Source organism: Leeuwenhoekiella sp. MAR_2009_132, from assembly GCF_000687915.1.
Classification (GTDB): Bacteria; Bacteroidota; Bacteroidia; order Flavobacteriales; family Flavobacteriaceae; genus Leeuwenhoekiella.
Genome location: NZ_JHZY01000004.1, coordinates 1,574,630 through 1,600,630 on the forward strand (window position 1 = coordinate 1,574,630; position 26,001 = coordinate 1,600,630).

19 protein-coding genes are annotated in these 26,001 nt (G+C 38.1%); 11 read left to right on the forward strand and 8 right to left on the reverse strand.

The genetic code is table 11. The features are described from left to right. Window positions 1–49: 49 nt before the first annotated feature. The gene (locus P164_RS15295) at window positions 50–1,666 is read left to right on the forward strand and encodes an Ig-like domain-containing protein (RefSeq protein WP_028377205.1); all 1,617 of its coding nucleotides are present in this window, start codon (window positions 50–52) and stop codon (window positions 1,664–1,666) included. A gap of 13 nt (window positions 1,667–1,679) precedes the next feature. Here P164_RS15295 and P164_RS15300 read toward each other — a convergent pair whose 3' ends face one another. Further along, window positions 1,680–2,447, reverse strand: coding sequence for an amidohydrolase (locus tag P164_RS15300; protein ID WP_028377206.1), 768 nt, complete (start codon window positions 2,445–2,447; stop codon window positions 1,680–1,682). A gap of 147 nt (window positions 2,448–2,594) precedes the next feature. Between P164_RS15300 and P164_RS15305 the strand changes: the two genes are divergently transcribed. Then, window positions 2,595–3,680, forward strand: a complete 1,086-nt coding sequence (locus P164_RS15305) for a hypothetical protein (RefSeq protein ID WP_125411787.1) — start codon at window positions 2,595–2,597, stop codon at window positions 3,678–3,680. A 56-nt stretch (window positions 3,681–3,736) separates the two neighbouring features. Here the strand turns inward: P164_RS15305 and P164_RS15310 are convergent, their stop codons facing one another. The 4 genes from P164_RS15310 to P164_RS15325 all read right to left on the reverse strand — a co-directional run bounded on the left by P164_RS15310 (window position 3,737) and on the right by P164_RS15325 (window position 6,651). Next, on the reverse strand, window positions 3,737–3,934 hold the full coding sequence (locus tag P164_RS15310) for a cold-shock protein (protein WP_028377208.1): 198 nt from the start codon (window positions 3,932–3,934) through the stop codon (window positions 3,737–3,739). A gap of 87 nt (window positions 3,935–4,021) precedes the next feature. Then, entirely contained in the window at window positions 4,022–4,294 is a 273-nt protein-coding gene (locus P164_RS15315) for a hypothetical protein (protein WP_028377209.1), read from the reverse strand. 27 nt (window positions 4,295–4,321) lie between these two features. Continuing rightward, complete coding sequence (locus tag P164_RS15320; protein WP_028377210.1) at window positions 4,322–6,112, reverse strand: chloride channel protein; 1,791 nt, start codon at window positions 6,110–6,112, stop codon at window positions 4,322–4,324. Window positions 6,113–6,240: 128 nt separating this feature from the next. Then, complete coding sequence (locus P164_RS15325; RefSeq protein WP_028377211.1) at window positions 6,241–6,651, reverse strand: BrxA/BrxB family bacilliredoxin; 411 nt, start codon at window positions 6,649–6,651, stop codon at window positions 6,241–6,243. A gap of 312 nt (window positions 6,652–6,963) precedes the next feature. On the opposite strand from P164_RS15325, the gene P164_RS15330 reads away from it, so the two are divergent. The 7 genes from P164_RS15330 (at window position 6,964) to P164_RS15360 (ending at window position 20,268) form a co-directional block, all read left to right on the forward strand. Beyond that, window positions 6,964–7,710, forward strand: a complete 747-nt coding sequence (locus tag P164_RS15330) for a TerB family tellurite resistance protein (RefSeq protein ID WP_028377212.1) — start codon at window positions 6,964–6,966, stop codon at window positions 7,708–7,710. 30 nt (window positions 7,711–7,740) lie between these two features. Further along, window positions 7,741–9,147, forward strand: coding sequence for a hypothetical protein (locus P164_RS15335; protein WP_028377213.1), 1,407 nt, complete (start codon window positions 7,741–7,743; stop codon window positions 9,145–9,147). 246 nt (window positions 9,148–9,393) lie between these two features. Next, window positions 9,394–13,449 (forward strand): T9SS type B sorting domain-containing protein, encoded by a 4,056-nt coding sequence (locus P164_RS15340; protein WP_028377214.1) that lies wholly within the window; start codon window positions 9,394–9,396, stop codon window positions 13,447–13,449. A gap of 117 nt (window positions 13,450–13,566) precedes the next feature. Beyond that, entirely contained in the window at window positions 13,567–13,968 is a 402-nt protein-coding gene (locus P164_RS15345) for a hypothetical protein (RefSeq protein WP_028377215.1), read from the forward strand. 92 nt (window positions 13,969–14,060) lie between these two features. After that, the gene (locus P164_RS15350) at window positions 14,061–18,389 is read left to right on the forward strand and encodes a CusA/CzcA family heavy metal efflux RND transporter (protein ID WP_028377216.1); all 4,329 of its coding nucleotides are present in this window, start codon (window positions 14,061–14,063) and stop codon (window positions 18,387–18,389) included. A gap of 41 nt (window positions 18,390–18,430) precedes the next feature. Beyond that, entirely contained in the window at window positions 18,431–19,570 is a 1,140-nt protein-coding gene (locus P164_RS15355) for an efflux RND transporter periplasmic adaptor subunit (RefSeq protein WP_028377217.1), read from the forward strand. Between the two features lie 110 nt (window positions 19,571–19,680). Next, on the forward strand, window positions 19,681–20,268 hold the full coding sequence (locus P164_RS15360) for a hypothetical protein (protein WP_028377218.1): 588 nt from the start codon (window positions 19,681–19,683) through the stop codon (window positions 20,266–20,268). A 21-nt stretch (window positions 20,269–20,289) separates the two neighbouring features. On the opposite strand, the gene P164_RS15365 is transcribed toward P164_RS15360, so the two are convergent. The 3 genes from P164_RS15365 to P164_RS15375 are packed head-to-tail and all read right to left on the reverse strand — an operon-like array spanning window position 20,290 to window position 24,300. Continuing rightward, entirely contained in the window at window positions 20,290–21,438 is a 1,149-nt protein-coding gene (locus P164_RS15365) for a lycopene cyclase family protein (RefSeq protein ID WP_028377219.1), read from the reverse strand. A 51-nt stretch (window positions 21,439–21,489) separates the two neighbouring features. Then, window positions 21,490–21,957, reverse strand: coding sequence for a thioredoxin family protein (locus P164_RS15370; RefSeq protein WP_028377220.1), 468 nt, complete (start codon window positions 21,955–21,957; stop codon window positions 21,490–21,492). A gap of 30 nt (window positions 21,958–21,987) precedes the next feature. Next, a complete protein-coding gene (locus P164_RS15375; RefSeq protein WP_234405872.1) occupies window positions 21,988–24,300 on the reverse strand; it encodes a TonB-dependent receptor in 2,313 nt (770 codons plus the stop codon). Between the two features lie 137 nt (window positions 24,301–24,437). On the opposite strand from P164_RS15375, the gene P164_RS15380 reads away from it, so the two are divergent. Both P164_RS15380 and P164_RS15385 read left to right on the forward strand, forming a co-directional pair. Further along, on the forward strand, window positions 24,438–25,088 hold the full coding sequence (locus P164_RS15380) for a metal-dependent transcriptional regulator (protein ID WP_028377222.1): 651 nt from the start codon (window positions 24,438–24,440) through the stop codon (window positions 25,086–25,088). A 42-nt stretch (window positions 25,089–25,130) separates the two neighbouring features. Then, window positions 25,131–25,952 (forward strand): ZIP family metal transporter, encoded by an 822-nt coding sequence (locus P164_RS15385; RefSeq protein ID WP_028377223.1) that lies wholly within the window; start codon window positions 25,131–25,133, stop codon window positions 25,950–25,952. Window positions 25,953–26,001: the final 49 nt, after the last annotated feature.

Below are 26,001 nucleotides of genomic sequence, written 5' to 3' on the forward strand. Positions count from 1 at the left end.
GCAGGTTTCTAGTATTAATCTTTAAAAATAATTGTTACTTTGCGCTGCTATGTTTAAAAAAGGTTCACAGCTGTTTATCGTCTCGCTACTACTTCTCTTAGTAGTAAATTGTGCAAAAAGAGGTACACCTACCGGTGGCCCTAAAGATGAGACGCCTCCCGTTCTGGTAAGTGCAGATCCTCCTAACTATTCTACAAATTTTGAAGGGGATGAGATTCGCATTTATTTTGATGAATTTATTAAGCTGAAGGACCTAAATAAAAACCTTATTGTTTCTCCTCCTATGGATCCTAAGGCCTCCATAACACCTATGGGAAGCGCTTCTCGATTTATAGATATAAAAATTATGGACACTCTGATAGCGAATACAACCTACGTATTCAACTTTGGGGAAAGTGTTACTGATAATAACGAAGGAAATCCGTTTTCCTTTTTTAAATATGTTTTTTCTACTGGTGATTATATAGATTCATTAAAGGTAGTGGGTGTTATACGTGATGCACTTTTTCAAAAAGCAGATAATTATGTAACCGTTATGCTTTATGAAGCAGACTCTACATATACAGATTCTGTGGTTTATAAAAAAGTACCACGATATGTTACCAATACGTTAGACAGTTCTAATGTTTTTGAAATCACAAACGTGAAAGCAGGTCGCTACCGGTTAGCGGCTTTAAAAGATGCAGATAACAATTATACTTTTCAACCTGCAAAAGATAAAATTGCATTTTACGACTCATTTATAGAGGTGCCTACAGATTCTGTGTATGTGCTCAATCTTTTTAACGAAGAATTAGCGCCAGAAGTTAGCAGGCCTAAGCAAGCTGCTGCACAACGTATCGCATTCCCCTATAAGGGTAATCCAGACAGCATAAATGTCGAGTTAATAAGTGCGCGTCCAGAAGGCTTTAAATCATTAATTACCCGCAAGAAAGATCAGGACTCTTTACAATACTGGTTTACTCCAAAAGTGCAGACAGATTCTCTTATTTTTAAAACACTAACAAGCAAAAAAACAGATACGGCTTACCTGCGTTTACGTAACTTAAAGCCAGATTCGTTGCAGATCAACCCCGTTTCTACAGGTCTGGTTTTAGAAGAAGATTTTATATTAAACAGTACTATTCCTGTTGTCGCTGTTGACACTACAAAAATTTCAATACAACGTAAAGATTCAACATTTGTAAGCGATTTTAAGGTTGAGGTGTTTCCTAAAAAATTACAACTGAGTCTTAAATTTCTTACTGAAGAAAAGGAATCTTACGCAATCACGATGCTTCCGGAGGCTCTTACAGATTTCTACGGAAGTAAAAATGACACGTTACGCTTCAGAGCCACCACTAAAGAATATTCAGATTATGGGGAATTTGATATTACCTTAAAAGGGGCAGCAGAAGTACAACATATTGTACAACTCGTTACCGAAAAAGGTGATGTCAAACGTGAGCAAATAGGAGCAGTAGGGCAGTTAGAATTTAAATTTGATCGAATAGAGCCCGGCAAATATTTTGCACGAATAATCGTAGATCTTAATGCTAACGGAAAATTTGATACCGGTAATTTCTTAGAACAACGACAGCCAGAGGAGGTTTTATATTACCCCAAGGAACTAGATATACGATCAGGATGGTATCCTAAAGAGACGTTTATTCTCAATCAGGAGTAACAAAAAAACGGAATTATTTAAGTTCAAATGCATCTTGATCTGCTAAAAAATTTAGGTGCTCCCGCGTTTCAGTCAAATGAGCTTTAGATAATTCTGCATATATGGTTTTTTCTTCAGCTTCCGCGAAAGCTAAAGTTGCTCCCAGACTGTCGTAAATTCCGCTGTAACCATTGTACTCATAGTTATTGCCATCTAAACCTACTCTATTTACACCTATAGTGTAACACATATTTTCAATAGCTCTTGCTTTAAGCAAGGTATCCCAGGCAAAAATTCGTTTTTTAGGCCAGTTTGCCACATAGATAGCCACGTCATAATTAGTTGTATTACGTGCAAAAACCGGAAATCTCAAATCGTAACATACCTGTGCTAAAATCTGCCATCCTTTATAACTTATAACAACAGGCTTGTCACCACGTTCATAAACTTTATGTTCGCCCGCAAGAGTAAACCGGTGTCGCTTGTTATAAGTAGTAGCCTCACCTTCTGGCGTAACAAAATAAAAGCGATTGTAGTACTGCTCGTTTTCAAAAACCATAAGACTTCCTGCCAATGCACAATTTTGATCAGCTGCTTTAGCAAGCATCCAGTTTAAGGTTTCTCCCTGGTCTGCAATTCCTTGAGGTTGCATGCTAAAACCTGTCGAAAACATTTCTGGTAGCACAATAAGATTTACCTCGTGTTTAAGACTGTCAATTTTTTTATCAAAATACGATCTGTTAGCTTCTGGATCTTCCCATTTTAAATCGGCTTGAATTGCGGCTACTTTTAAAGTCTTCATAAACTTTATTTTTAATTACAGGAGTTTATAAGCATTTTTGAATACATTAAAAACGCTCTCATACTAGGTATAAAGTTAATGTTATTAACCCGTAAACGTCAAATTCAATTTTGCCTCACTCTGCTTATACTCTTAAATTGGGTGTATGTGTTTAAGTATGGTTTTCGTTATTTTGAAGTTGTTGAGGTTACACTTATAGCCTTTTTATATACCGGGTTAGTAGTGGTATTAGTGGTTAAGTTTCCGAAGCGATTTAAACCTGTTCAACATATAGCAAACCATATCTTTTATGGACTTGTCGTATTGTTTTTTGCAATTACTATTTATATTAATCTTAAAGTAAATGGGTACGCTCTTCATATAGATCGCTGGTCTGCAATGACCGAAGGTATAGCAGCATTATTAAATGGAAATTATCCCTATAGCGCATTAGATCATCTAGGTGGCAGAACCTCTAATTTACCAACACTCTTTCTCATAGGATTGCCATTTTATCTTTTAGGAGATGTAGGGCTTTTACAGAGTTTTACCTTTTTAGTTTTTGCCGGTATTATTTATAAACTAATTAAATCACACGCAATACGCATCGTAAGTTTATTGTTGCTTATGAGTTCGTTGTGGTATTTGTATGAGATTGTAGTAAAAAGTGATCTCGTGAGCAATACAATTCTTGTATTAGCAGGTCTTGTTTATCTATTTAAACTGACCAATAACGAAGGCCTAAAAAGAGCATTTTTGTTAGGTATTTTAGCGGGAATGCTAATTTTTACCCGTCTCGTTTTTGCGTTACCTGTTGGGATATTGTTTACTCTACCTTTTATAAAAGCATCTTTAAGTGAGCGAATTAAATTCCTTTTAGGATTTTTTACAGCGGCGATTTGCTTAGGAGCTTTGGTATTTTATACGTGTCCGTCTTTTGAGGTTTTCTATGCTGAAAATCCATTTACACTACAAAACAGGCAACTACCGTTGTGGCTGAGTTTGCTTTTAGCAGGGTTGTCTATTTATTTTTTAAGTAAATTAAAAACAGTTGAGCAACTTTTACGCAATAGCTTTGTGGCGCTTGCCATCCCGGTTGTCGTTGCTTTTTTTATTATTGTAAATGATACGGGATTTAAAGGCGCAATTATAGATTCTCATTTTGATATTACCTATTTCAACTTATTTACACCTTTTTTAGTGCTGTATCTTTCTTTACAACTTGATGCAAAGTATGTTGACAATCACGCATAAAAAAACCCGCTACAGGTGAGCGGGTTTTTGGAATCTTAAATATACTTATATATATCTTAGTCGTTTAGCACGCGTACTTGCGCAGCTACCTTACCTTTTCTTCCTTCTTCTTCGATGTACTCTACTTGGTCACCTTCTTCTAATACTTCACCGTTTAAACCGGTTGCGTGTACGAAGATGTCTTTTCCTGTCTCATCGTCAGTAATGAATCCGTAACCTTTTGATTCATTAAAAAATTTAACTGTACCTTTCATTGTAAAATTGTAAAAAATTAATATTGATACAAAGCTAAGAGTTTATAGAACATATAGGTTAACTAAATGTAAATAAATTTCCAAAAATTATTGATTTTCAGGTTTTTTACGAGATTCTTTGCTGTCATTGAACGCTCTCATTTTCCTTATGTTATCTTCGTCTAGCATGTAATCTTTAACTTTTCGGTCTTTCCAACGGTGGTATAAAAACAGAGGCATTACAATAAACGATACGGCTAGTATTGTAAGTCCTAAAAAACGATCTCCAGTAAGTACGTCATCTGTAAAATAGCGCAGGTAAAAACCATAGGCCAGGGTGAGACAGCAAATACAGAAAAGAATTATGATGAGGTTGCGCATAACTTGTTTTTGGGTAAAGTATGTTTATTATTTTCTTGAAAAACTAACCAACATACGACGATACGCGGTTAGTAATTTTGATTTTGATATAAAACCGTGATATTTTCCGTCTTTAATCACCGGCAAATTCCACGCGCCACTTTCCTGAAATTTACGCATTACCACCTTTGCAGGGTCAGATTCTAAATAGATATACTCTGGCGCAGCGTGCATTAAACTTCCTATGGTAGTGGTATCGTACAACGTGGCATCAAACATTATCTCACGTATATCATCTAAGGTTATTACACCTACGAGCTCATCATTTTCATTAACTACCGGAAATAAATTACGGGCAGATTTTGCAACTGCATTTTTTACCATTTCACCTAAAGTCATTTCGGGGCGTACGCGAATAAAATTAGATTCAATTACATCATTTACGTTAAGCAGCGTAAGTACAGCCTGGTCTTTATCGTGTGTTATGAGTTCACCTTTAAGTCCCAGCTCCATGCCATAAACAGAGTGAGGCAAAAAGTATTTATTAATCCCGTAGGCTATTGCGGCGGTAACCATTAATGGGATAAAAAGACCATAGCCACCAGTAATTTCTGCAATAAGAAAGATCGCCGTTAATGGGGCATGTAGCACACCTGCAAGCAAACCAGTCATCCCTACGAGGGTGAAATTTGTTTCAGAAATATAAACACCGTCGAGCCCCAGGTTGTTAATAATCTTAGCCAGGCAATTACCCATAACGCTTCCCATAAAGAGTACAGGAGCAAAAATACCACCTATACCACCACCGGCAAATGTAATTGCAGAGGCGATAACTTTAAAAAACACAAGGCCTGCGAGTAAGGCAATAACCACCCAGACATTATCTAAATAATCATTAAAAAAGGTTTCGCCTAAGGCATTTACGGCCTTGCCATCTAGCAACTCGTTTATCATGTCAAAACCTTCGCCGTATAGCGGCGGAATCAAAAACAACAGTATTCCTAAAGAGCCCCCGGCTACTAGTAAACGTATGAGAGCAGAATCCCATCGCTTATACAGTTTACTGGTTTTAAAATAGGCTTTGCTAAAATATACCGAAACTAATCCGGCAACCACTCCTAATATCATATAATACGGAAAGTCTGCAATAGTAAAGGCATCCTTCAATTCAAAAGGTAAAATAGTGTCTGAACCAAAAAAGAAATACGAAGTTAATATGGCAGAGAGTGAAGCCAAAAGCAAGGGCATTAAGGAGAGCAAGGTAAGGTCAAGACTAAAAACTTCTACTGCAAAAATGATTGCAGCGATAGGTGCCTTAAAAATACAGGACATCGCGCCTGCAGCAGCACAGCCCAGTAAAAGTGTGCGGTTTGCCTGATCCATATGAAAAATACGAGATAGGTAGGAGCTAATCGCCGCGCCGGTGACCACCGTAGGGCTTTCTAGACCTACCGAACCTCCAAAACCTACCGTAATAGGAGCTGTTAATAACGATCCGAATATTTGATAATTTTTGAGAAGACCTTTACGCTTCGAAATTGCGCGTAAGGTCATAGGAACTCCGTGACTTAATGGATTACGTATTACATATTTTACGATGAGAACGGTAATCGCAAGACCTATTATAGGAAATAAGAAATAGAAACCGTAGCGGTAATTTTCTACAAGTTTACCCTCAAGTAACATTTGTATTATGTGTGTGATATTTTTAATAAGAACCGCACCTAATCCTGCCAGCAACCCGGTAAGTATTGCTAGAAAGTAAATAAATGTTGTCTTAGAAATATGCTTATAGCGCCAGGCATGAAAGCGGTGTAAGAGAGGTTTTTTACCAGGCATACCATTCAATAGTTTAGTGGTTCAAAAGTAAACTCAAATTCTTAGAACCAATGTAACACAACATACATAAAATAAAAAAATCCCTACTTTAACGAGTAGGGATTTTTTTATTTCTAACTGCCAGTTAATTAGCAATATTCGTTGAAAGCATCAATTAGATTGTCTGCAATAAGGTTTGCAGGACGCCCTTCAATGTGATGACGCTCTAACATATACACTAATTCCCCATCTTTAAAAACCGCCATAGAGGGTGATGAAGGAGGAAAAGGTACCATAAAGCTGCGTGCAAGATCTGTAGCCTCGCGGTCAACACCTGCAAATACAGTATATAAATTATCTGGAGTTTTAGCATTTTGAAGAGCCATACGCGCTCCTGGTCTTGCATTAGCTGCGGCACAACCACAAACCGAATTTACAACCACAAGAGTTGTACCTTCTTTTTTCATTGCTGCCTGTACATCTTCTGTTGTATGTAATTCTGTGAAACCTACAGAAGTAAGGTCTTCACGCATAGGTTTTACTAATTCTGCTGGATACATAAGTTCTGTTTTAATTTAAGATTACAAAGATACAAAATAATAGTCGGCTACTTTTTGCAAACCCTACATAAGCTTTATTGATTTTTTTTGATTTTTTAGCGCAACCCATAGGGTCGGGCTTTCAGCCGTCGCTGTATGATTTGCTCGGGCAAATCATACGAGCTTCACAAAGGCTTCAATCCCTTGCGCAGGTAATACCGGGTAACATTTTCGCTGTTTTAAAGACCTACAAGTTACAAAGGCGTTATTTTTGCACCGCACAGAATAAGTTTACATCAGCACAAGTTTTGATGTCATTATAAAGAAGATTAAATGATTAAATATATAGGAGCCATTATAGGCTTTGCATACAGAGGTTTATTAGGGGCAGTTGCAGGTTATGTTATAGGTACACTTTTAGATAGTTTGTTTTTTAATAAAAAAGAAACGACAGCTACAGGTGGTAGATCACCTTTTAGCAGAGCAGAACAAACTGTTACTCCAGGTGATTTTGAACTCAATTTACTTTCGCTGTGCTCTATTGTAATCAAAGCAGACGGGCAGGTGAGTCAACGAGAGATGGATTATGTACGTCAATATTTTGTGCAGGCCTACGGTAAAGACAGAGCTAATGCAACTTTTAGAACATTTAATGAAGTTATAAAAAAGCGTGAAATTAATGTAGAGCGTATATGCACCTATTTGACCCAGCGTACGCGAAGAGAAGTGCGTTTACAAATCGTACATTTTCTATTTGGTATTGCACAGGCAGATGGTACGGTATCAACTTCAGAGGTTAATCAAATCTCTCAAATAGCCGGTTATTTAATGTTGAGTCGTGGCGAATTTGAAAGCATAAAAGCTATGTTCTTTAAAAATGCGGAAAGCGCCTATAAAATTCTCGAAATTGAGAAATCGGCTACAGATGCAGAAGTTAAGAAAGCATACCGTAATATGGCAAAAAAATACCATCCAGATAAACTACAGCATATGGATGAAGCGTATCGTCAGGGAGCAGAAGAAAAATTCACTAAGGTTCAGGAAGCGTATGAGACGATTCAGAAAGAGCGGGGAATGTAATATTTTAATAGACTAATTTAAATTTTGATTTTGACCAGGTATATTTTTTCAGTTATTGTAATTTTAAGTGCAAATACCTTTTCTCAGGAAATTGCCTCTATACCTTTAATAGACAAAATAAATGCCTACAATATAGACGAAGAACTAAATCTGATAAAAAGTCGAGATAGCCTTTTATATGTAGTGCAACGAGTCGCATCAGATGTTAAGATTACCACATTTGATGCTGAATACAATCAAGTCAAACAGGTAAATTTAACCGATTCCCCTTTTAAAAATTACAAAATTTTATCTTCTGCATCTGTTGATAATTCAATGCTTTTTTTGCTTTCGGGCGGAATATTTAAAAATAGGTTTTCACTCATTTCGTATAATTTTCAGAATCAAAAGTTTGAAGAAATTCTGCAGCTTCAAAAGTTTATAAACGAAGAATTTTTAGGCTCATTTTTTATTAAAGATAAGTTGCACTTACTTACTGTGAGCCTCGATAGTCAGGAGTTGTCGATTTACACAATTAGTAAAGCCAGTAAAATCTCCAAAAAGAGCTATGATTTTTCTCATTATAAGTTCAAAGCTCCAGGTTTTAGTGACGAGAAGCTCAAATATCTCTTTTATCAAAAAGGAATAAGTCCTATTGAAAACAATGAGATAGATTCGTTTCTTGGAGCTTCATTAAAAAATAAAAGCTATGTGTTCAATCAGGAATTGTGGTTAACTTTTGATCAGGATCCCGAACTTACGAGACTAATTAAATTTAATCTGGATAATGGGAAAATGGCTTTACAGGATATTCCAAAGCCGCTATCAAGTGAAGGTCGAATGAGGGAATCTAATTCGTTTATAAAAGATAAATATATTTATCAGCTCGCGTTAAATAAAAAAGAAATGATCTTAGAAGTTAAAAATCTGGAATCAGGACTTATGGATTATCGATTTAGTGTAAAAGAAGATGAGAATATAGGTATTAGAAACACTGAAGTAAGACTTAGAGGCGCTGCCTATGTCAAAGAACGGGTGTTAGAAAAAACTTCACAATTCATAAGAAAAGTGGTTTCCTCAGAATCGGCAATTTTCGTTAGAAAAATTAATGATACCATACAGATGCGTATTGGCGCAAACAGAAGTTCTTATCCCGGGGTCATAATGGCAGGGGCAGTCAATTTTGATGGGGCACCTCAAAATTATTTATATAGTAACCCCTTGCCTATAAGTGATTTAAGTGCGGTAAGTGATAGATGGATTTCTTTTAGTGCTGTCTTCGATTCGAATTTTAATCATTTGGATACTGAAACAATCCCCAACTTATATGATAAAATCAAAGATTTTAAAGAATCAAAAGATTTAAAAAAGGATATTAAAGATGCATTAATTTTTTTTGGAGAAAACTACATATATTCTTACGTCGACAAGGGCTTTGTAAAGTTGGTAAAGTTTTAGACTTTAAAAATTAATAGGGGCTAAATTGAATCTTCTGGCGCCCCTGCAGAAGAAAAATTCACTAAGGTTAGGGAAGCGTATGAGACGATTCAGAAAGAGCGGGGGATGTAATAGCTTTTAAAAATAATTAACGTTAACAATTAGAGTTGAAGATTGTTAATATTCAGGCAATTATGGGGTGTAATTAGCGTTAAGTACTAACTTTAGTACACTAGTTATTTAAAAATTGTAAGAGCCCCCACAATAATGCTTCGATTAATACTCTGTTTAATAGCTTTAATAAGTCTCAGCTTAAACGCTCAGCAAGTAACCGTTAGTAATCCACGCCCTGCAGGGGAGTTGGTTGATTTGCTATTCAACGATTCTTGTGCAGAAATTTCAAATGTTTCCATATCATCAATCCAGGCAGCAGGATCTTTTTCTAATAATGGAGGTGCCTTTCCATTAGCTAACGGAGTTGTTTTACGCACGGGAATAGCAACTCTTACCGGAGGGGCATATACAGGCAATACCGCAGATTTAAGCAGTGAATTAAACACAAACTCAGATACCTATCTTCAAAATTTGAATGATGCATCCGGTAGTGGTGCTCAGATTAACGAAACCTCATTTTTAGAATTTAACTTTACACCGCTTTCCAGTAATTTTAGTTTCGATTTTATTTTTGCCTCTAATGAATACGGGGAGTGGCAGTGTTCCTCTCAAGATATTGTTGCTTTTGTATTAACAGATTTGAGTACAGGTAATGCTCAAAATCTTGCAATTACCGCTTCTGGAGAATCTGTATCGGTGCGTAATATTAGAGATCAGCGTTTTAATCCTACGTGCAATTCTGTAAATGAAAATCTTTTTGACTCGTACGAAGTCACAAATGCACAGTCTACCATAAATATGCGGGGTTATACTCAGGTTCTCAATGCCGCATCTACCTTAACTCCGGGAACACCCTATAATGTGCGTATTGTTATAGGAGATTCTAATGACACAAATTTTGATTCGGCTATTTTTCTTGCCGGCGGAAGTTTTAATACTAGTGTAGATCTGGGGCCAGACCGTACATTGTGTAGCGGCGATCAGGCAACTTTAGAAACCGGTTTAGATGCTTCGGTTTATAACCACAGTTGGCTTTTTAATGGCACAGTAATTCCTAATCAAAATGCAAGTAGCATAACGGTTAACAGAAGTGGAACTTACACGGTACGCATTACCAATAATGGGTGTGAAGTAACAGATGATTTAACGATAAACGAACTCACGGTCACTCCGCCAGTAAATCTTGAAGAATGTCCTAATGGTGGAGATCCTTCCATATTTGATTTGACACAAAATGATGCAGATGCTTTAGACGTAGATTCTTCTCAGTTTGAAGTTATGTATTATGCATCGCTTTCAGATTTAAATGCAAATAATCCTATTCCTGCAAATCAAACTACAGCATTCTCGAGTACAGGGCAAACTATCTATTTGAGATTACGTAATTTAATAAGCGGCACTATTTGTGGCGCTACCTATAATTTTGATCTTGATGTTTTACCCGCCATTACTATAACTCAACCTGCACCAATTGAGGTTTGTACCATCCCGGGAAGTGACCTAACTATAAATCTAAATCAAATAGACAACCGCATTCTCAATGGTCAAAATCCTGCGCTTTTTACGATTACCTACTATGCAAATCAGAATGATGCAAATGCCGCACAAAATGCGTTAAGTGCTACTTATGTTATTGAAGATGGAAATTCTAGAGAAACACTTTGGGCACGGGTTTCATATGCGTCTAATGAGCGTTGCTTTAGAACGGTAAGTTTTGATATTATTATCAATGATTTGCCACCGGTAGATCAATTGGGTAATGTAATTACCTGTAATGCTTACGAGTTAGAACCGCTTACAAACGGAAATTATTTTAGTGGATCTAATGGTACTGGGGTTCGGTATAATGCAGGAGATATAATTACAGCAGATATAGATCTATTTATTTTTAATGGGCCTGATGCTAATGGGTGTAGCAACGAGTCTTCTTTCAGTATTACATTTGTTACAGAGTTTGATTTAAGCGAAGTAGAAGCTTGTGGCGAATTTAGTATTCCTCCTACTCCGGCAGGTGCATTTTACACGCAGCCTAATGGGCCAGACGGAACAGGAAGACGTCTAAATACCGGGGAAGCATTAACTACCTCTCAAACTATTTATTTTTATTTCAATGAGAATAATTCAGTGTGTAGAGATGATGCTTTTGACATCATTGTATACCCCTTGCCGCTCGTAGATATGCCTGCAAATGTGGTGGCTTGCAACAATTTTACCCTTCCGGCATTAACAAATGGGAACTATTTTACAGAACCCGAAGGACAGGGAACACCACTAAACGCAGGTGATTTAATTGAAGAAACACAATCTGTGTACATATTTGCAGATGATAGCCGCTGTACTAATGATTATGAATGGCGCATTTTTATTGTAGAAGAGTATACAGATATGACGGTTTGTGGCAGCTTTACAGTTCCCACTGTCGAAGCAGGTGATTTTTATACTGCTGCATTAGGTGGCGGTATACTTATACCGCAGGGAACGGTATTAAATATATCACAGCGTATTTATTATTACGTAAACACAACAGATGGTCCTAATTGTACCAATAATTCCTTTTTTGAATTAGAAGTGATAAATACTCCACCAGTTGATACGTTGTCAGATCAATTATTATGTGAAGGTGATACGTATACCTTACCTACACTAACAAACGGGGAGTATTTTGAGGGTCCGGGGAGATCAGGTGCGCAGTATTATGCAGGAGATGTCATTAATACGACACAAACGATTTACATTAATAATCAGGTACGTATTTGTGAAAATGAAACACAGTTTACAGTTGAAATTAGACCATCATTGCCTGTAGATAATCTAACCTTTGTATTCTCTTGTGAAGCGTACACATTACCCGATTTAAATAACGGGAGGTATTTTACTGAATCACAGGGACGAGGAACGGAGCTTTTTTCGGGAACTGAGATTACAACAACACAAACCATATTTGTTTATAATGCATACGATGATTTCCCGTCTTGTTATTCAGAAAACAGGTTTACCATAAATATCCTGGGAGTTGAAGTAGAAACCTTTAATGATGTGATATCATGTGATAGCTTCACATTGCCGGCAATTAGCTCAGGAAACTACTACACAGCATCTGGTGGTCAGGGTACGCCGTTAAATGCAGGTGATATCATAACGACCACGCAGGAGATTTTTATTTATGCCCGTAACGGAACGCGGTTTTTTTGTGAAGATGAAAGTAGTTTTACCGTGACCATTTCAGAAACTCCGGTTTTAATTCCTGAAGCAGATGTTGAGGTTTGTGGGGTTTATAGATTACCAGACTTACCACAAGATGTGTTCGCTCAGGGCTATTATTTAAGCCGAAACAAACAAAATCCCATCCCTGTTTCTGAATATGAATTACAACCGGGAACTTACACGATTTTTAAATATGCAGAAGCATTAAACAATGCAACCTGTTTTGCTGAAGATTCTTTTGAAGTCATTGTGTATCCTCTTTTAGATTTTACTGTTGACGGTGGTACTGTTTGTAGAAATGCAGCCACAGGAGCGGTAGAAAGTGGTGTTTTATTAGATTCGGGACTCGACCCGGCAGAATTTTTAGTAAGTTGGTTTTTAAATGGTCAGGAAGTTAATCAGGGCTCAACATTTGCAGTAGAACAGGCCGGTATTTATACTGTTTCAACCCAGAAACTCACTCCAGACGTGGGTGCGGCTTGTAATTACAACCCCACAACTGTCGAAGTTTTTGAATCTGCAGAGCCTGTTGTAGAAGTAGAAATTACCCGGCCTTTTGAAGATGTTTCAGGAATACGGGTTGCGATTATTCAGGGGTATGGGGATTATGAGTATCAATTAGACGACCAGGCTTTTCAAAACACACCCGAGTTTATAAATGTGTTGCCGGGGCCACATACCGTTACTGTACGCGGCATTAACGGCACGTGTGGAGTTACAATTGTTGAGGTGCAGGTTATAGATTTTCCGAAGTATTTTACACCTAATAATGATGGGTATCACGATACCTGGAACATTACAGCGCTCGAAGACTACCCCGAGGCACAAATTTTTATATTTGACCGGTTTGGGAAACTTATAAAAAACATCTTTCCATCTGGCCCGGGCTGGGATGGGACCTATCGAGGGGTAAATATGCCTTCAGACGATTACTGGTTTAGAGTTGAGTATATTTTTGAAGATCGTCCAGCTGAGTTCAAATCACATTTTACGCTAAAACGGTAATAGTTTTATCTTCAATAGATTTTGGTTATAAAATCATAGCTGTTACAAACTATTTAATATGATTCTAAAATTTATACGTTGCGTTAATGTTGAAGTGTTCTTACTTAAATTTACCCTATGCAAAAAATCGCTACCGCAATTTTATCGGTTTTTATACTTGCCCAAAGTTTCAATGTAAGTTTTGGGGATTTTTTGCATATAGATGATTTAATCGCGCACTATGAGTATCACCAGGAGACTTTTGGCGATACTATAATCACGTTTATTGATAAGCATTACGGCGAACTTAAATCAGAACACAACAGAGAACATCAGGAAGAACGCGAAGATCACGAGAAGTTACCTTTTGAACATCAACACAGTTGTGTGCATTCTGTAGTCGCTTTTTTTGATCAAAATGATTTGGAGGTTATTCCTAAGATTATTCCTGCAGATCAAGTTTCTTCAAATTTTGAATATCACAATTCGTATTCTCATGCGGTAGATTCAAGCATTTTTCAGCCGCCCAAAAACGCTTAAAACAGTTGTTTTGGCTATTAGCCAAAGCCTTTTTTTAATCTTATCCCTACCGGTTTAAGAATAGTATGTTTTAACGTTTTTATTTTAATGCTATGCTTAATGCAATTATAACTTTTAGCATCAGGAATAAATTAATTATCCTGTTGTTTACCACCGCGATTGTGGCTTTTGGGCTGTATTCGCTAACCCAACTTTCTGTAGGTGCCGTTCCTGATGTTACTAACAATCAGGTACAGGTAATCACCACATCACAAAATCTTTCTACGGTAGATATGGAGCAATTCATTACCTATCCTGTAGAATTACAAATGGCAAATTTACCCGGCGTAAAAGAAATACGCTCGGTTTCAAAATTTGGTCTTTCGGTAGTAACCGTGGTTTTTGAGGATGAAATGGGTACTTACTTACCCAGACAACTGCTCGCCGAAAAAATTAAATCTGCTTCAGAACAAATTCCGGCTAGTTTTGGAACTCCGCAAATGGGACCCATTACCACGGGTCTGGGAGAAATTTACCAGTATATTCTAGATGTTAAACCCGGTTATGAAAACAAGTACACCGCTACAGAACTACGCACTATACAAGACTGGGTTGTTAAACGCCAGCTTTCTGGTATTCCCGGGGTAGTAGAAATCAATTCATGGGGTGGTTACTTAAAACAGTACGAGGTTGCTATAAACACTCAGAAATTAAATGCAATGCATATTTCTGCAGCTGAGGTTTTTACTGCTTTAGAAAAAAATAACAGTATCGCCGGGGGTGGATATATCGAGAAAGCTAATCAATCGTATTTTATACGTGGCGAAGGACTTGCAAGTTCTCTTGAAGATATTGAGAATATGGTGGTTGCTAACCAAAATGGTATACCTGTTTATGTTAAAGATGTAGCAACGGTAGGTTTTGGTTATGCAACACGCTTTGGCGCAATAACTGGTAATGGTGAAGGCGAGAAAGTACTGGGGCAGGTAATGATGCTTAAAGACGCCAACTCAAATCAGGTGATTCAGGCGGTTAAAGATCGGGTTGAAGAGATAAGCGGCTCTTTACCCGAAGGGGTTTACATCAATGCCTTTTTAGACCGAAGCGAACTTATTGCAAAAACCACATTTACTATTGGTGAAAATCTGGTTCTTGGTTTTCTCATCGTGATTTTTGTTGTCGTTCTGCTTTTAGGGAACTGGCGTAGTGGTCTGGTTGTCGCTTCGGTAATACCGCTTTGTTTATTGTTTGCCATATCACTTATGAATATTTTTGATGTTGATGCAAATTTACTGAGTCTTGGGGCGATAGATTTTGGAATTATTATAGACGGCGCAGTAATTATTGTAGAGTTTGTGGCTTATAAAATGGCACAAAAACAAAACACGATAAGAGAACTTACCACTACGGAAACCCGCCAACTTAAAGATGAGATTACAACAGACGCGGCGTCAACGATGATGAATTCGGCGGTATTTGGTCAATTGATTATTTTAATCGTTTTTATCCCCATACTTTCCTTAAGTGGTGTAGAAGGCAAGATGTTTAAGCCTATGGCACTGGTTTTTAGCTTTGCAGTCGTTGGAGCAATGCTGTTATGTTTTACTTATGTGCCTGTAGCAGCCTCATTATTTTTAAAGGCGGAAGCCCCTTCAGACCGAAACATTTCGGTACGATTGGTTAATTTTTTAAAGCAGAAGTACGAGCGCGTTATTCACTGGGCATTAGATTCCCGAAAACTGGTTGTAGGGCTTTCAGTAGGCTTGCTTGCAGCATCGGTATATTTATTTACCACAATGGGCGGGGAGTTTGTTCCGCAATTAGACGAGGGAGATTTTGTAATTCAGCCAGTGCTCAAAACAGGAACTTCGCTTAGTGGAGCAATAGCGCGTACCACGCAGATTGAACAAATACTCCTTGATAGTTTTCCTGAAGTTAAACAGGTGGTGAGTCGCATAGGCGCGGCCGAAGTACCTACAGACCCTATGTCTATGGAGGAAAGCGATGTGATTGTAACGCTCAAACCAAAAGGAGACTGGGTTTCTGCAGAAACTAAAGATGAGCTGGCAGACCGCTTTAAAGAGGCGTTAAGTGTTATTCCCGGAATGGAAATTGAATTTACACAGCCTATCGAGATGCGTTTTAATGAGTTGATTACCGGCGTGCGGGCAGATATCGCTATTAAAATCTTTGGTGAAGATCTTGATATTCTCAATAAAAAAGGTAATGAAATTCGGGATTTAATTCAGGATGTAGAAGGTGCCGCAGACATTTCGGTAGAGAAAGTTACCGGTTTACCCCAAATGAGCGTAAAGTATAACCGGGCAAAAATAGCCCGCTACGGTCTCAATATTTCAGACCTTAATGACGTAGTGAAAATGGGATTTTCGGGACAAACCGTTGGGAATATTTTTGAAGGGGAAAAACGATTTGATCTGGTCGTACGACTGGAACAAAACCAGCGTAAAGATATTGATAACCTTCAGAATTTATATGTGGATACACCGCTAGGGGCAAAAGTGAGACTTAGCGAACTCGCCGAAATAAGTTATACAAAAGGTGCCGCGAAAATCTCACGTGATGAGACTAAACGTCGCATTGTTGTAGGTGTAAATGTGCGTAACCGCGATCTACAATCTGTGGTTGATGAGATTCAGGCGCTTGTAACTCAAAATATAAAACTACCTACCGGCTATTCTATAGATTATGGGGGCCAGTTTGAAAATCTACAAAGTGCTACCTCCCGTTTGCAAATAGCGGTTCCTGTGGCGTTGCTGCTCATTTTTATAATGTTGTATTTCGCTTTTAATTCAGTTAAAGAAGCCTTGCTGATTTTTACAGCAATCCCACTTTCGGCAGTGGGTGGTATCGTTTTATTATGGCTGCGCGGTATGCCTTTTAGTATTTCGGCAGGTGTTGGGTTTATTGCGCTGTTTGGCATTGCTGTACTTAATGGTATTGTAATGCTCGAGCATTTTAAAGAACTTAAAAACCAGGGAATCACAGATATGCGGGAGCTTATTACTAAAGGTGCGACAGATCGTTTGAGAGCGGTATTGCTTACGGCAACTGCAGCTGCACTGGGTTTTTTACCTATGGCGGTATCTACAAATGCCGGGGCAGAGGTACAACGCCCACTAGCAACAGTGGTTATAGGAGGCCTTATTTCAGCAACATTATTAACACTGGTGGTATTACCGGTTCTGGTTTCCTGGTTTGATAACGATTTAAAAAATGAAGGCGGAATGAAATTTAAAAACAAAGGAATTTCAATACTCCTGATTTTGATTTTGATGGGAGGTTTTGCACAGGCTCAGGAAATAAACAGTTTTGAGCAGGTACGCGATCTCGCATTTAAAAACAATGCGGGTATAAAAGCTGCCGGTTTGCGCAGTGAAGAAGCAACTGCAGCTATAGGAAATGCATTTACATTTGATAAAACTGAAGTGTATTATCATTTTGATGAAAACAACCTTGCGTCAAACAACCGGCCTATAGATGTTTTTGGGGTGAGTCAGACTTTTTTGTTTCCTACGGTGTATTTTGCGCAAGCTAAGGTGAATAAGGCCAATTATAATCTGGTCGCGACTCGCGCCGAACTTACTAAAATAGAGTTAGAGCGCAGCCTTGCAAGTTCGTATTACAACCTGCAGTATGTAAATGAAAAATTTCGGTTGTATGAGAATCTGGACAGCATCTATCAGAATTTTGCCTATGCGGCAAAACGCCGGTTTGAGTTGGGCGAAAGCAATTATCTCGAGAAAATTTCGGCGCAAGCCAAACAAAAAGAGATCGAAACGCAGCTCAAACAAGTGCGTGAAGAACTGAAAGCGGCTGCTATTAACCTAAATCGTTTGATGCAAGTAGATAATTTTCACGTTCAATTTAAACCTTTAGATCGTTTGATCCCCAAAATAAATTATGAAACGATGGGAACGGCAAACGCATACTATGATTCTAAAATTAGTTTAGCTGAAGCCCAACGTCAATACAGTAGTCAACAGCTTTTGCCAGATCTAACTTTAAACTATTTTCAGGGTACCAACGACGGTTTAAATAAAAATCTGATCGGGTATCAGTTTGGCGTAAAGATTCCTTTGTTTTTCTCAGGAGCGGCAAGCCAAATAAAAACGGCCAGAATTTCTGCCGAAGCGGCACAACAGGAAGCGGTTAATTATAAAATTCAGTTACAGGCTAAGCAAGAAGAATTGATAAGTCATTTATCTAAATATACAGAGACACTTGCATATTACGAGCAGGAGGGAAATGCATTGGCAGACGAACTTGAAAAAACAGCGATTACCAGCTATAAAAACGGGGAGATAAACTTTTTTCAATACATACAAATCCTGCAACAGGCGTATGATATTAAACTCGCATATCTGGAGAGTCTTAATAACTACAATCAGGTGGTTATTCAGCTCAATTACAGTGTTCTATAAATCAACTAATCCGTCTTAAAGGCGCTTTTATAAAAATTCTAATGAAAAATTTAATTAAACGATACGCACAAATTTGCTCGCTTTTTATAGTGTTAAGCTGTGGAAGCAAAGAGAAAAATGCTGAAGAAGAACCCAGGGTAAATAAGGCAGATATTACGGTGACTCAAAAGCAGTTTAGTAGTGCCGGTCTTGAACTCGATAAGTTAAAGGAGGCTACATTCCCAGAATGGGTAGAAGCTAGCGGAATGATTGATGTCCCACCCGAAAACAGAGCCGTAATTACGTCTTTTATGGGAGGCTATATTAAAGACAACCCGTTGTTGATAGGTGATGCCGTTAAAAAAGGACAGGTGTTGATCACGCTTGAGAATACCGAGTTTGTTGCGCTACAACAAGAATTTCAGGAACTGGCAGAGCAATTAGCGTATTTAAAGTCAGAATATGAGCGGCAACAAGCTTTAGTAGCCGAAAAAATTACTTCACAAAAAAACTTTTTAAAAGCTGAAAGTGAATACAAAAGAAGTGTGGCAACCTATAACGGACTTCAGAAAAAATTGCAGATGCTCAACATTAGCACCGCGCAGGCTTTGCAAGGAAACTATACCTCGCTGGCACGTATTTATGCACCCATAACCGGTACCATTTCTGAGACTTTTGTGAGTAAAGGAAGCTATGTTTCTCCCGCAGATCCTATTATGGAAATTATAGACGTAGACCACATACATCTCGAGCTTTCGGTATTTGAGAAAGATATGCTTAACGTGCAGAAAGGGCAGGCGATACAATTTAAAATCCCGGAATCTTCAAACACAATGTATAAAGGAGAAGTACATCTAATAGGAAATTCGCTTAGTGAGCAAGGTCGTACGGTAAAAGTACACGGGCATCTGGAGCACGAGAACGACACCCCAACATTTGCGGTAGGAATGTTTGTTGAGGCTAAGATTGAAACCGGAGAAGCCACGCGAATGGCGTTACCTCAGACCGCTGTTGTAAATCTTGGAGAAGCGTATTATGTACTTAAATTAAAAAGTAAGGAAAATGGCGCATATTTATTTGACCAGATAGCGGTAGAACCCGGAAAAACCGCAAATGGATTAACCGAAATTTTAAATGCAGATCAGCTCGATAAAAATGCGCAATATCTTACTAAAGGTGCTTTTGAGTTAATACAGGAATAGTATCAAAATACTTAAATTGAAAAATAAACCTCAACGGATTTTAATTTCTGTTGAGGTTTATTTGTTTTAAACTGTATTTTTCAGTTTTTAAAACTTTTAGAACCATTTAAATGAAACACTTTTTATTGATTGCCTGCTTCCTTTTTGCAAGCTTCACGATACACGCACAGAACTATAAAAGCACTATAAAAAGTACTTTTTCAGAATATCTGGATGCGATTGTAAACTCAGACTTTGAGAAAGCGATGGATTATATGTTGCCCGAATTCTTCGATATTATCCCTAGAGCGCAACTCGTGAGCATTATGGAGCAGACGTTTAATAACCCGCAAATGTCTTTTAAAATTCGTAATCCTGAAGTGTTGCGTGTTGAGGATGCACAGGAGATAGAAGATAAATTTTATGCAATGCTCACCTATGCAAATGATATGGATATGCAACTTAAAGGTGAAGAAAACGAGACCGAAGAACAAAAAGCTATGCGTACGGGGCTTACACAAGCTGCATTTGCACAATCATTTGGTAAAGATAATGTGAAGTATAAAGACTCTACAGATAGTTATACCATACACGCAGAAAAAGAGGTTATCGCAATCTCAAATAATGGCACCACAGATTGGAAATTTATCGTTCTCGAAAACCGCCAAAATGGGATGTTAGAAAAATTAGTTCCGGCAGCTTTACTCGAGCAAAACTAGATTTTAACCCTTCCGGTATTTTTATTTCAACCCAAAAAAAGACTTTATAAATTCTTTTTTAGGCAGACTCCAGATGATTTGTAAGTCTTCTTTTACGGTGCTGGTGCCGTCCAGAAATCTAAATATTTTAGCAATCTCATTCTTTTTAAACATCTGTGTAAAAAGAGCCGCTCCCTGATCATTATTGCGGTACAAAACATCTAGAAATAGCTTGTCATACCAGCGGTATCTATCGTTTAGCGAAAGCTTTCTAAAGTCACTTTCTTGCTTTAAAAAGCGAATCAATTCAGCTGTTCTTTTCACGGTATAGCTAAAGGTATAACCGGTGCTACCACGCGTCCAACCGCCTGCTGTGCCTATATGCATTAGGCTTTTCGTATTGTGTTGTTCAAACGGATAGGCCGTCATCGGGATGCTGCCTTGTTCTACGGCTGTGACTTCATATTGTGACGCGCCCAGACCTTCCATATAATCTTCTATTGCCGCTTCATATTCTGCTTTGGGCAGAAGATGTTCAGAAAAAAGGGTGTACTCTACAAGGGCTTGATTTTTCGCCGTAGGCAACACATACATAAAACGCGTATTGCCATTTTGCTTGATAGAAAAATCCATAAAAGTGGCAACTTCAGGATCAAAAACAGATTCCTGAGTTTTTACTTCCCAGCCTATAAAATGCTGTTGTAAAACTGGAAATGCAGTTTGATTTTTTAGCCGTTCTGGCGGAAGAATACTGCTAAACGCTTTAGAAGCCGTATAGGTATTTTGATCTGTAGTGACCTCAACACCTTGTTTTGTTTCGGTTAAGTCTTGAAAATTTTCAGTTTTAAAAGTTATTTGTTTGGAAGCCCGAAGGATTTCAAAAACCGAATTGTAAAAATCGATGCCTTCAATCTTATTATAACTGTATTCTTTCAGCGGAATTTCAGCATCAAATGCACTGCCTTTAAACCGTATTTTATTCCATTTTTTAGAAATTACCGCATCCCAGTTATGTGAATTTTCACTCCAAAAACACCAGGTACGGTCATTCTTATTTTTTTCAGATTTATCAATAAGAAGGATGCTTTTATCTGAAAAGTAAGGATCACTAACTAATGATTTTGCAACCATCAATCCAGATAGCCCGGCGCCCAGTATGATGTAATCAAAATGTAAAGAAGTCTTTTGCATAGCGGTTTAAAGCTAGAACTTATTGAGCTATCGCACAAAATGATTTTAAGCTTAGTCGTCTAAAAAACCAAGCAATAAACCTGAGGTATAATATTCAAAAATGCGTTTTTCTACGGTGAAGTCTTTATTAAAAATCAAGGTTACCGGTAATGAGAAGGGTTTATTAGGTCGCGTAGCTTGTAGGAGTGGGAGCTCGTGAACACCATTTCGTTTAGTGAGATGTTGTTTGTTTGTAAAGATTTGACCATCAAAATGTATGGTGTCTGTGGTTTCTACATTCATGCGTAGGGCATAAAATTCTTTATTTATTTTTTTGATCACTTCAGGCTTAGTAAATACAACACGGTCTATTTTTTTACAATATGCACACCAGTCGGCGTGAAAGAAGATGAATGTTTTTTTGGGTTTTTCAACTAAAGAATCTTCTAGTTGTTCCCAGCTAATCCAATTGATTTGCGCCCGATCCTGAGCGGCAAGGCTTCCGCAGCATACAATAAGAAGAAGAATAAATCTTTTCATAACAATCTATTTTGCCCGTGTGGCCCGCAATTAGAAGTCGCCAAAACGTATTCCGAAGAAAACAGTGCGCGGTCTATTAGGACCATAAATATAATTTGAGTCTCTAAGCGCGCCTTGGTCAAAGTCGTTTTGATAGCTGTTAAACACATTTTGAACCCCACCACTTAATTCTATATGCAGGTGTTCTGTCAGGTCAAAATGATAGGTAATTTTGGATGTAACATCCATAAAAGATGGGGTGTCTTCCAGTTTTATAAAGCCACTTTCGGTAATCACGTGAGGGGCAATCATAGTGCCGGTATAACTTCCGGTAAAGTCAACCTTTAAGGCTTCATTTACCGTCCAGTTGGTATTAAAAAAGCCATATACATTAGGCGATCGTACAAATTGATCTGTCAAAACATCAGACTCATTGGGGTTGCTTCCATCGGCTTCAAAGAGAATTTGGTTTTCGTTGTAAATAGATTGTTGGTAGGTAATTCCTGCCTGAAACAACAAAGCCTTGTTTGGAGATACATTAAATTCAATATTAGTACCTGCTACGTAGGCGCCGTTACCGTTACGAGATTCTTCAAGAATAGAACCATTGGGTAATGAAGCACCCGTGCTCACCAGAGTAAATGGGTTTTCTAGTGTGGTGTAAAAGCCTTCTACCAGCAAACTGGTTTGTACTTTATTGAACTCTTTTGTGAAATTTAAAGATGCTGTATAAGCATTTGAGAATTCGCTTTCCAGATCGTTTGATAAAATTACGAAGCGTTGCTCACCACCTACCGAACTGATGTGCAGATCTTCATTAAAAGCTTGCGGAGCTCGAAAGCCGCGTGCGTAACCTCCTCTAAACTGAAGGTCATCTGTAAAGTTGTAAAGCAAGGTTAATCGCGGACTGAAAACTGCTTGAGAAACTGTTGAGGTGCGGGAAACATTTTGAATTTGATAAAACCCATCAATAGTAATGTGGTCTAGCCGCGCGCCTATTAATGTGGTAAAACGCTCTGTAGGTTTCCACTCATACTGACTGTAAAAACCTAAGCTATTCACTTCTTGATCAACTACACGATTATAACCTAAAATAGCATCCTCGGTATCGTTAAGTTGATACTCTAAGCCTGAGGTGAGCACATCATTATTCTTAAATGTATGTGTGAATTTAGTGCCAGCCACAAAAGCAATATCTGTAGTTTTTCCGAAAGAATTGTTTGCAGCAGTAGAATCTACTCGCGTTCGGCCGCCGCCTAATCCGCCGTAATAACTGTCCCGATTGGTGTGTTGTATCGAAGCGTAAGCCGTAAGATTATTGGTGCGAGAGTCATTAAACAACTCATAATCTACACCCGCAAAAATCGTATTGTGGTCTAGCTCTTCAGTGATATCTGTAAATTGTGGTGCCAAATCAAGCCGATCTCCACCACGCCTGTATTCTTTAATCGCTGTAAAATCTAAGCCCAGCTTACTATTATCGTTAGGACGATAAAATGTTTTCATTCCAAATGAATTATTAGTGAGTTTCGTTATTTCACTAAAATCGTCATCATTAGCATCAAATGCATCACGATTGCGATACATTCCGTAAAGTGTAATTCCGGCGGTCAAATCTTCGCTTACAATTGATGAATTTATATTGAGGTTACGGTCTGGAGTTTCACCATTTATTAAACCAAGACTGCTGTTTACTTCCCAGCTGTTGTTAATGGGTTCTTTAGTAATAATATTTATCGTTCCGGCGATTGCGCTAGACCCAAAAAGTGCAGAGCCACCACTACGTACCACTTCTACACGGTCGATGATACTAACCGGAATTTGTTCAAGACCATACACGCCATTAAGTGCGCTAAAAACTGGGCGACTATTCAATAAAACCTGTGTGTATTGACCACCCAAACCATTAAGGCGCACCTGCGTAAATCCGCAATTTTGACAATTGGTTTCTACCCGAACGCCCGGTTGATAATTTAAACCGTCTGCAAGCGAAATAGATTGTGTTGCTTTAAACAGTTTCGGACTTAAGACATTTACAATTACTGCCGCTTTTTTCTTGCTTATTCTATTCCGCGTAGCGCTAACCACCACCTCTTCTAAACTCAGTAAATCTTCAGTAAGGTTGATATTAAGTGGCTTTTCAACAAACTCTGCGGGATTAATTGTTTTTTTTAAAGTTTTAATACCTACTGCTTGAATCACTAATGTGATGTATTTATCAGGAACATCAAGTTGAAAAAACCCGTTTTCATCTGCAGCAACTCCGATTGTTGTATCACTAACCAGAATCGTCGCAAAGGGTAGTTTTGTGTTATTATGCGAGATGTTGCCGTGTATTGTGATGGTTTCTTGTGCAAAAGTCACGCAGTAAATGCTTAAAAATAGAATCCTAATCAAATACCTCATAGTTGTTTATGTATTGTCAAAAATAAAGTTTAGGTAAACCTAAAAAATATATTTGAATATTTTGACGTATTATTGTGGTATAATTAAATATAAGTATGACTTTTTCTGAAGAAAATTATTTAAAATCGATTTACGCCTTGCAAAAAGATAGTCCTAAGGGTGTGAGTACGACGGTTTTATCTCAGTATTTAGAGACAAAACCGGCATCGACTACAGAAATGATTAAAAAACTAAATGATAAGGATTTAGTGAATTATCAGCCGTATCAAGGAGTGCTTTTAAATAAAAAAGGAGAAGAAATCGCCTTGCGTGTGGTTCGGAAACACCGCCTCTGGGAAACTTTTTTAGTACAGAAATTAGATTTTAGTTGGGATGAGATTCATGACGTGGCAGAGCAGCTTGAACACATAAAATCTGAAAAGTTGATACGAGAACTAGATCGTTTTTTGGGGTTTCCCAAGCACGATCCGCATGGAGATCCCATTCCTGATGCAGATGGAAATATCATAAAAATGGAAAAGAAGCGTGTTTCTCAATTAGTTCCCGGAGATGTGGGAACCTGTATTGGGGTTAATGACACCTCGTCGTCTTTTTTGCAGTTTCTCGATCAGCAAAATATACGGTTAGGGAGCGTTTTAGAAATTTTAAATATTCAGGAGTTTGATAAAAGTATGCGGGTGCGTATAGAGGAGCGTGAATTGTCCTTATCACAAATCGCCACAGAACATATTTATGTGCGTATTTAAAAGTATTAAAAAGTAAGTTTTAGATTTTAATTCTACTGTAAAATGAATGAAATAATAGATTATTTTGAAACCTTAGACCCGGTTATGGGTGCTTTTTTAGCGACACTTTTTACGTGGGGTGTGACCGCTTTAGGCGCCTCTCTGGTTTTCTTTTTTAAAGGGATGAATCGTAAGGTTTTTGATGCAATGTTAGGATTTGCAGGAGGCGTCATGGTTGCCGCTAGTTTCTGGAGTTTACTGGCACCGGGAATCGAAATGAGCCCCGGGGAAGGTTTTATAAAAGTGATACCCGCAGCAGTGGGATTTGCTCTGGGTGCTGCATTTTTGTTTGGTTTAGACAAAGTATTGCCACATTTACACGTAAACTTTAAAGAGGAAGATAAAGAAGGTATTCGCAGTCCCTGGCATAAATCGGTATTGTTAACGCTGGCGATAACGCTTCACAACATCCCCGAAGGTCTTGCGGTAGGGGTGTTGTTTGGTGGTGTTGCGGCCGGTTTTGATGGCGCAACCATAGGGGGTGCCGTGGCGCTTGCCATAGGTATAGGTTTGCAAAATTTCCCGGAAGGTTTTGCAGTTGCCGTACCCTTACGCAAACAAGGTTTCAGTAGATGGAAGAGTTTTCACTACGGTCAGCTTTCTGCGATCGTTGAGCCTATTGCAGCAGTAATAGGTGCCTATGCGGTAATGACTTTTAAACCTATTTTACCGTATGCTTTAGCTTTTGCCGCAGGAGCCATGATTTTTGTGGTAGTAGAAGAAGTAGTTCCCGAATCGCAACAAGGGAGTAATACAGATATTGCCACACTAGGCTTTATAGGAGGATTTATTCTAATGATGACACTTGATGTAGGGCTAGGATAATTGCAACGGTACAGCTTTTATTTGAGTCTTTATTAAATAACTCACAATT

Coding starts and splice junctions, on each gene's coding strand:
- P164_RS15365 (WP_028377219.1), bottom strand. CDS start 21,438: ATGCAAAAGACTTCTTTACATTTTGATTACATCATACTGGGCGCCGGG.
- P164_RS15295 (WP_028377205.1), top strand. CDS start 50: ATGTTTAAAAAAGGTTCACAGCTGTTTATCGTCTCGCTACTACTTCTC.
- P164_RS15345 (WP_028377215.1), top strand. CDS start 13,567: ATGCAAAAAATCGCTACCGCAATTTTATCGGTTTTTATACTTGCCCAA.
- P164_RS15385 (WP_028377223.1), top strand. CDS start 25,131: ATGAATGAAATAATAGATTATTTTGAAACCTTAGACCCGGTTATGGGT.
- P164_RS15300 (WP_028377206.1), bottom strand. CDS start 2,447: ATGAAGACTTTAAAAGTAGCCGCAATTCAAGCCGATTTAAAATGGGAA.
- P164_RS15320 (WP_028377210.1), bottom strand. CDS start 6,112: ATGCCTGGTAAAAAACCTCTCTTACACCGCTTTCATGCCTGGCGCTAT.
- P164_RS15380 (WP_028377222.1), top strand. CDS start 24,438: ATGACTTTTTCTGAAGAAAATTATTTAAAATCGATTTACGCCTTGCAA.
- P164_RS15350 (WP_028377216.1), top strand. CDS start 14,061: ATGCTTAATGCAATTATAACTTTTAGCATCAGGAATAAATTAATTATC.
- P164_RS15310 (WP_028377208.1), bottom strand. CDS start 3,934: ATGAAAGGTACAGTTAAATTTTTTAATGAATCAAAAGGTTACGGATTC.
- P164_RS15330 (WP_028377212.1), top strand. CDS start 6,964: ATGATTAAATATATAGGAGCCATTATAGGCTTTGCATACAGAGGTTTA.
- P164_RS15315 (WP_028377209.1), bottom strand. CDS start 4,294: ATGCGCAACCTCATCATAATTCTTTTCTGTATTTGCTGTCTCACCCTG.
- P164_RS15355 (WP_028377217.1), top strand. CDS start 18,431: ATGAAAAATTTAATTAAACGATACGCACAAATTTGCTCGCTTTTTATA.
- P164_RS15360 (WP_028377218.1), top strand. CDS start 19,681: ATGAAACACTTTTTATTGATTGCCTGCTTCCTTTTTGCAAGCTTCACG.
- P164_RS15325 (WP_028377211.1), bottom strand. CDS start 6,651: ATGTATCCAGCAGAATTAGTAAAACCTATGCGTGAAGACCTTACTTCT.
- P164_RS15340 (WP_028377214.1), top strand. CDS start 9,394: ATGCTTCGATTAATACTCTGTTTAATAGCTTTAATAAGTCTCAGCTTA.
- P164_RS15370 (WP_028377220.1), bottom strand. CDS start 21,957: ATGAAAAGATTTATTCTTCTTCTTATTGTATGCTGCGGAAGCCTTGCC.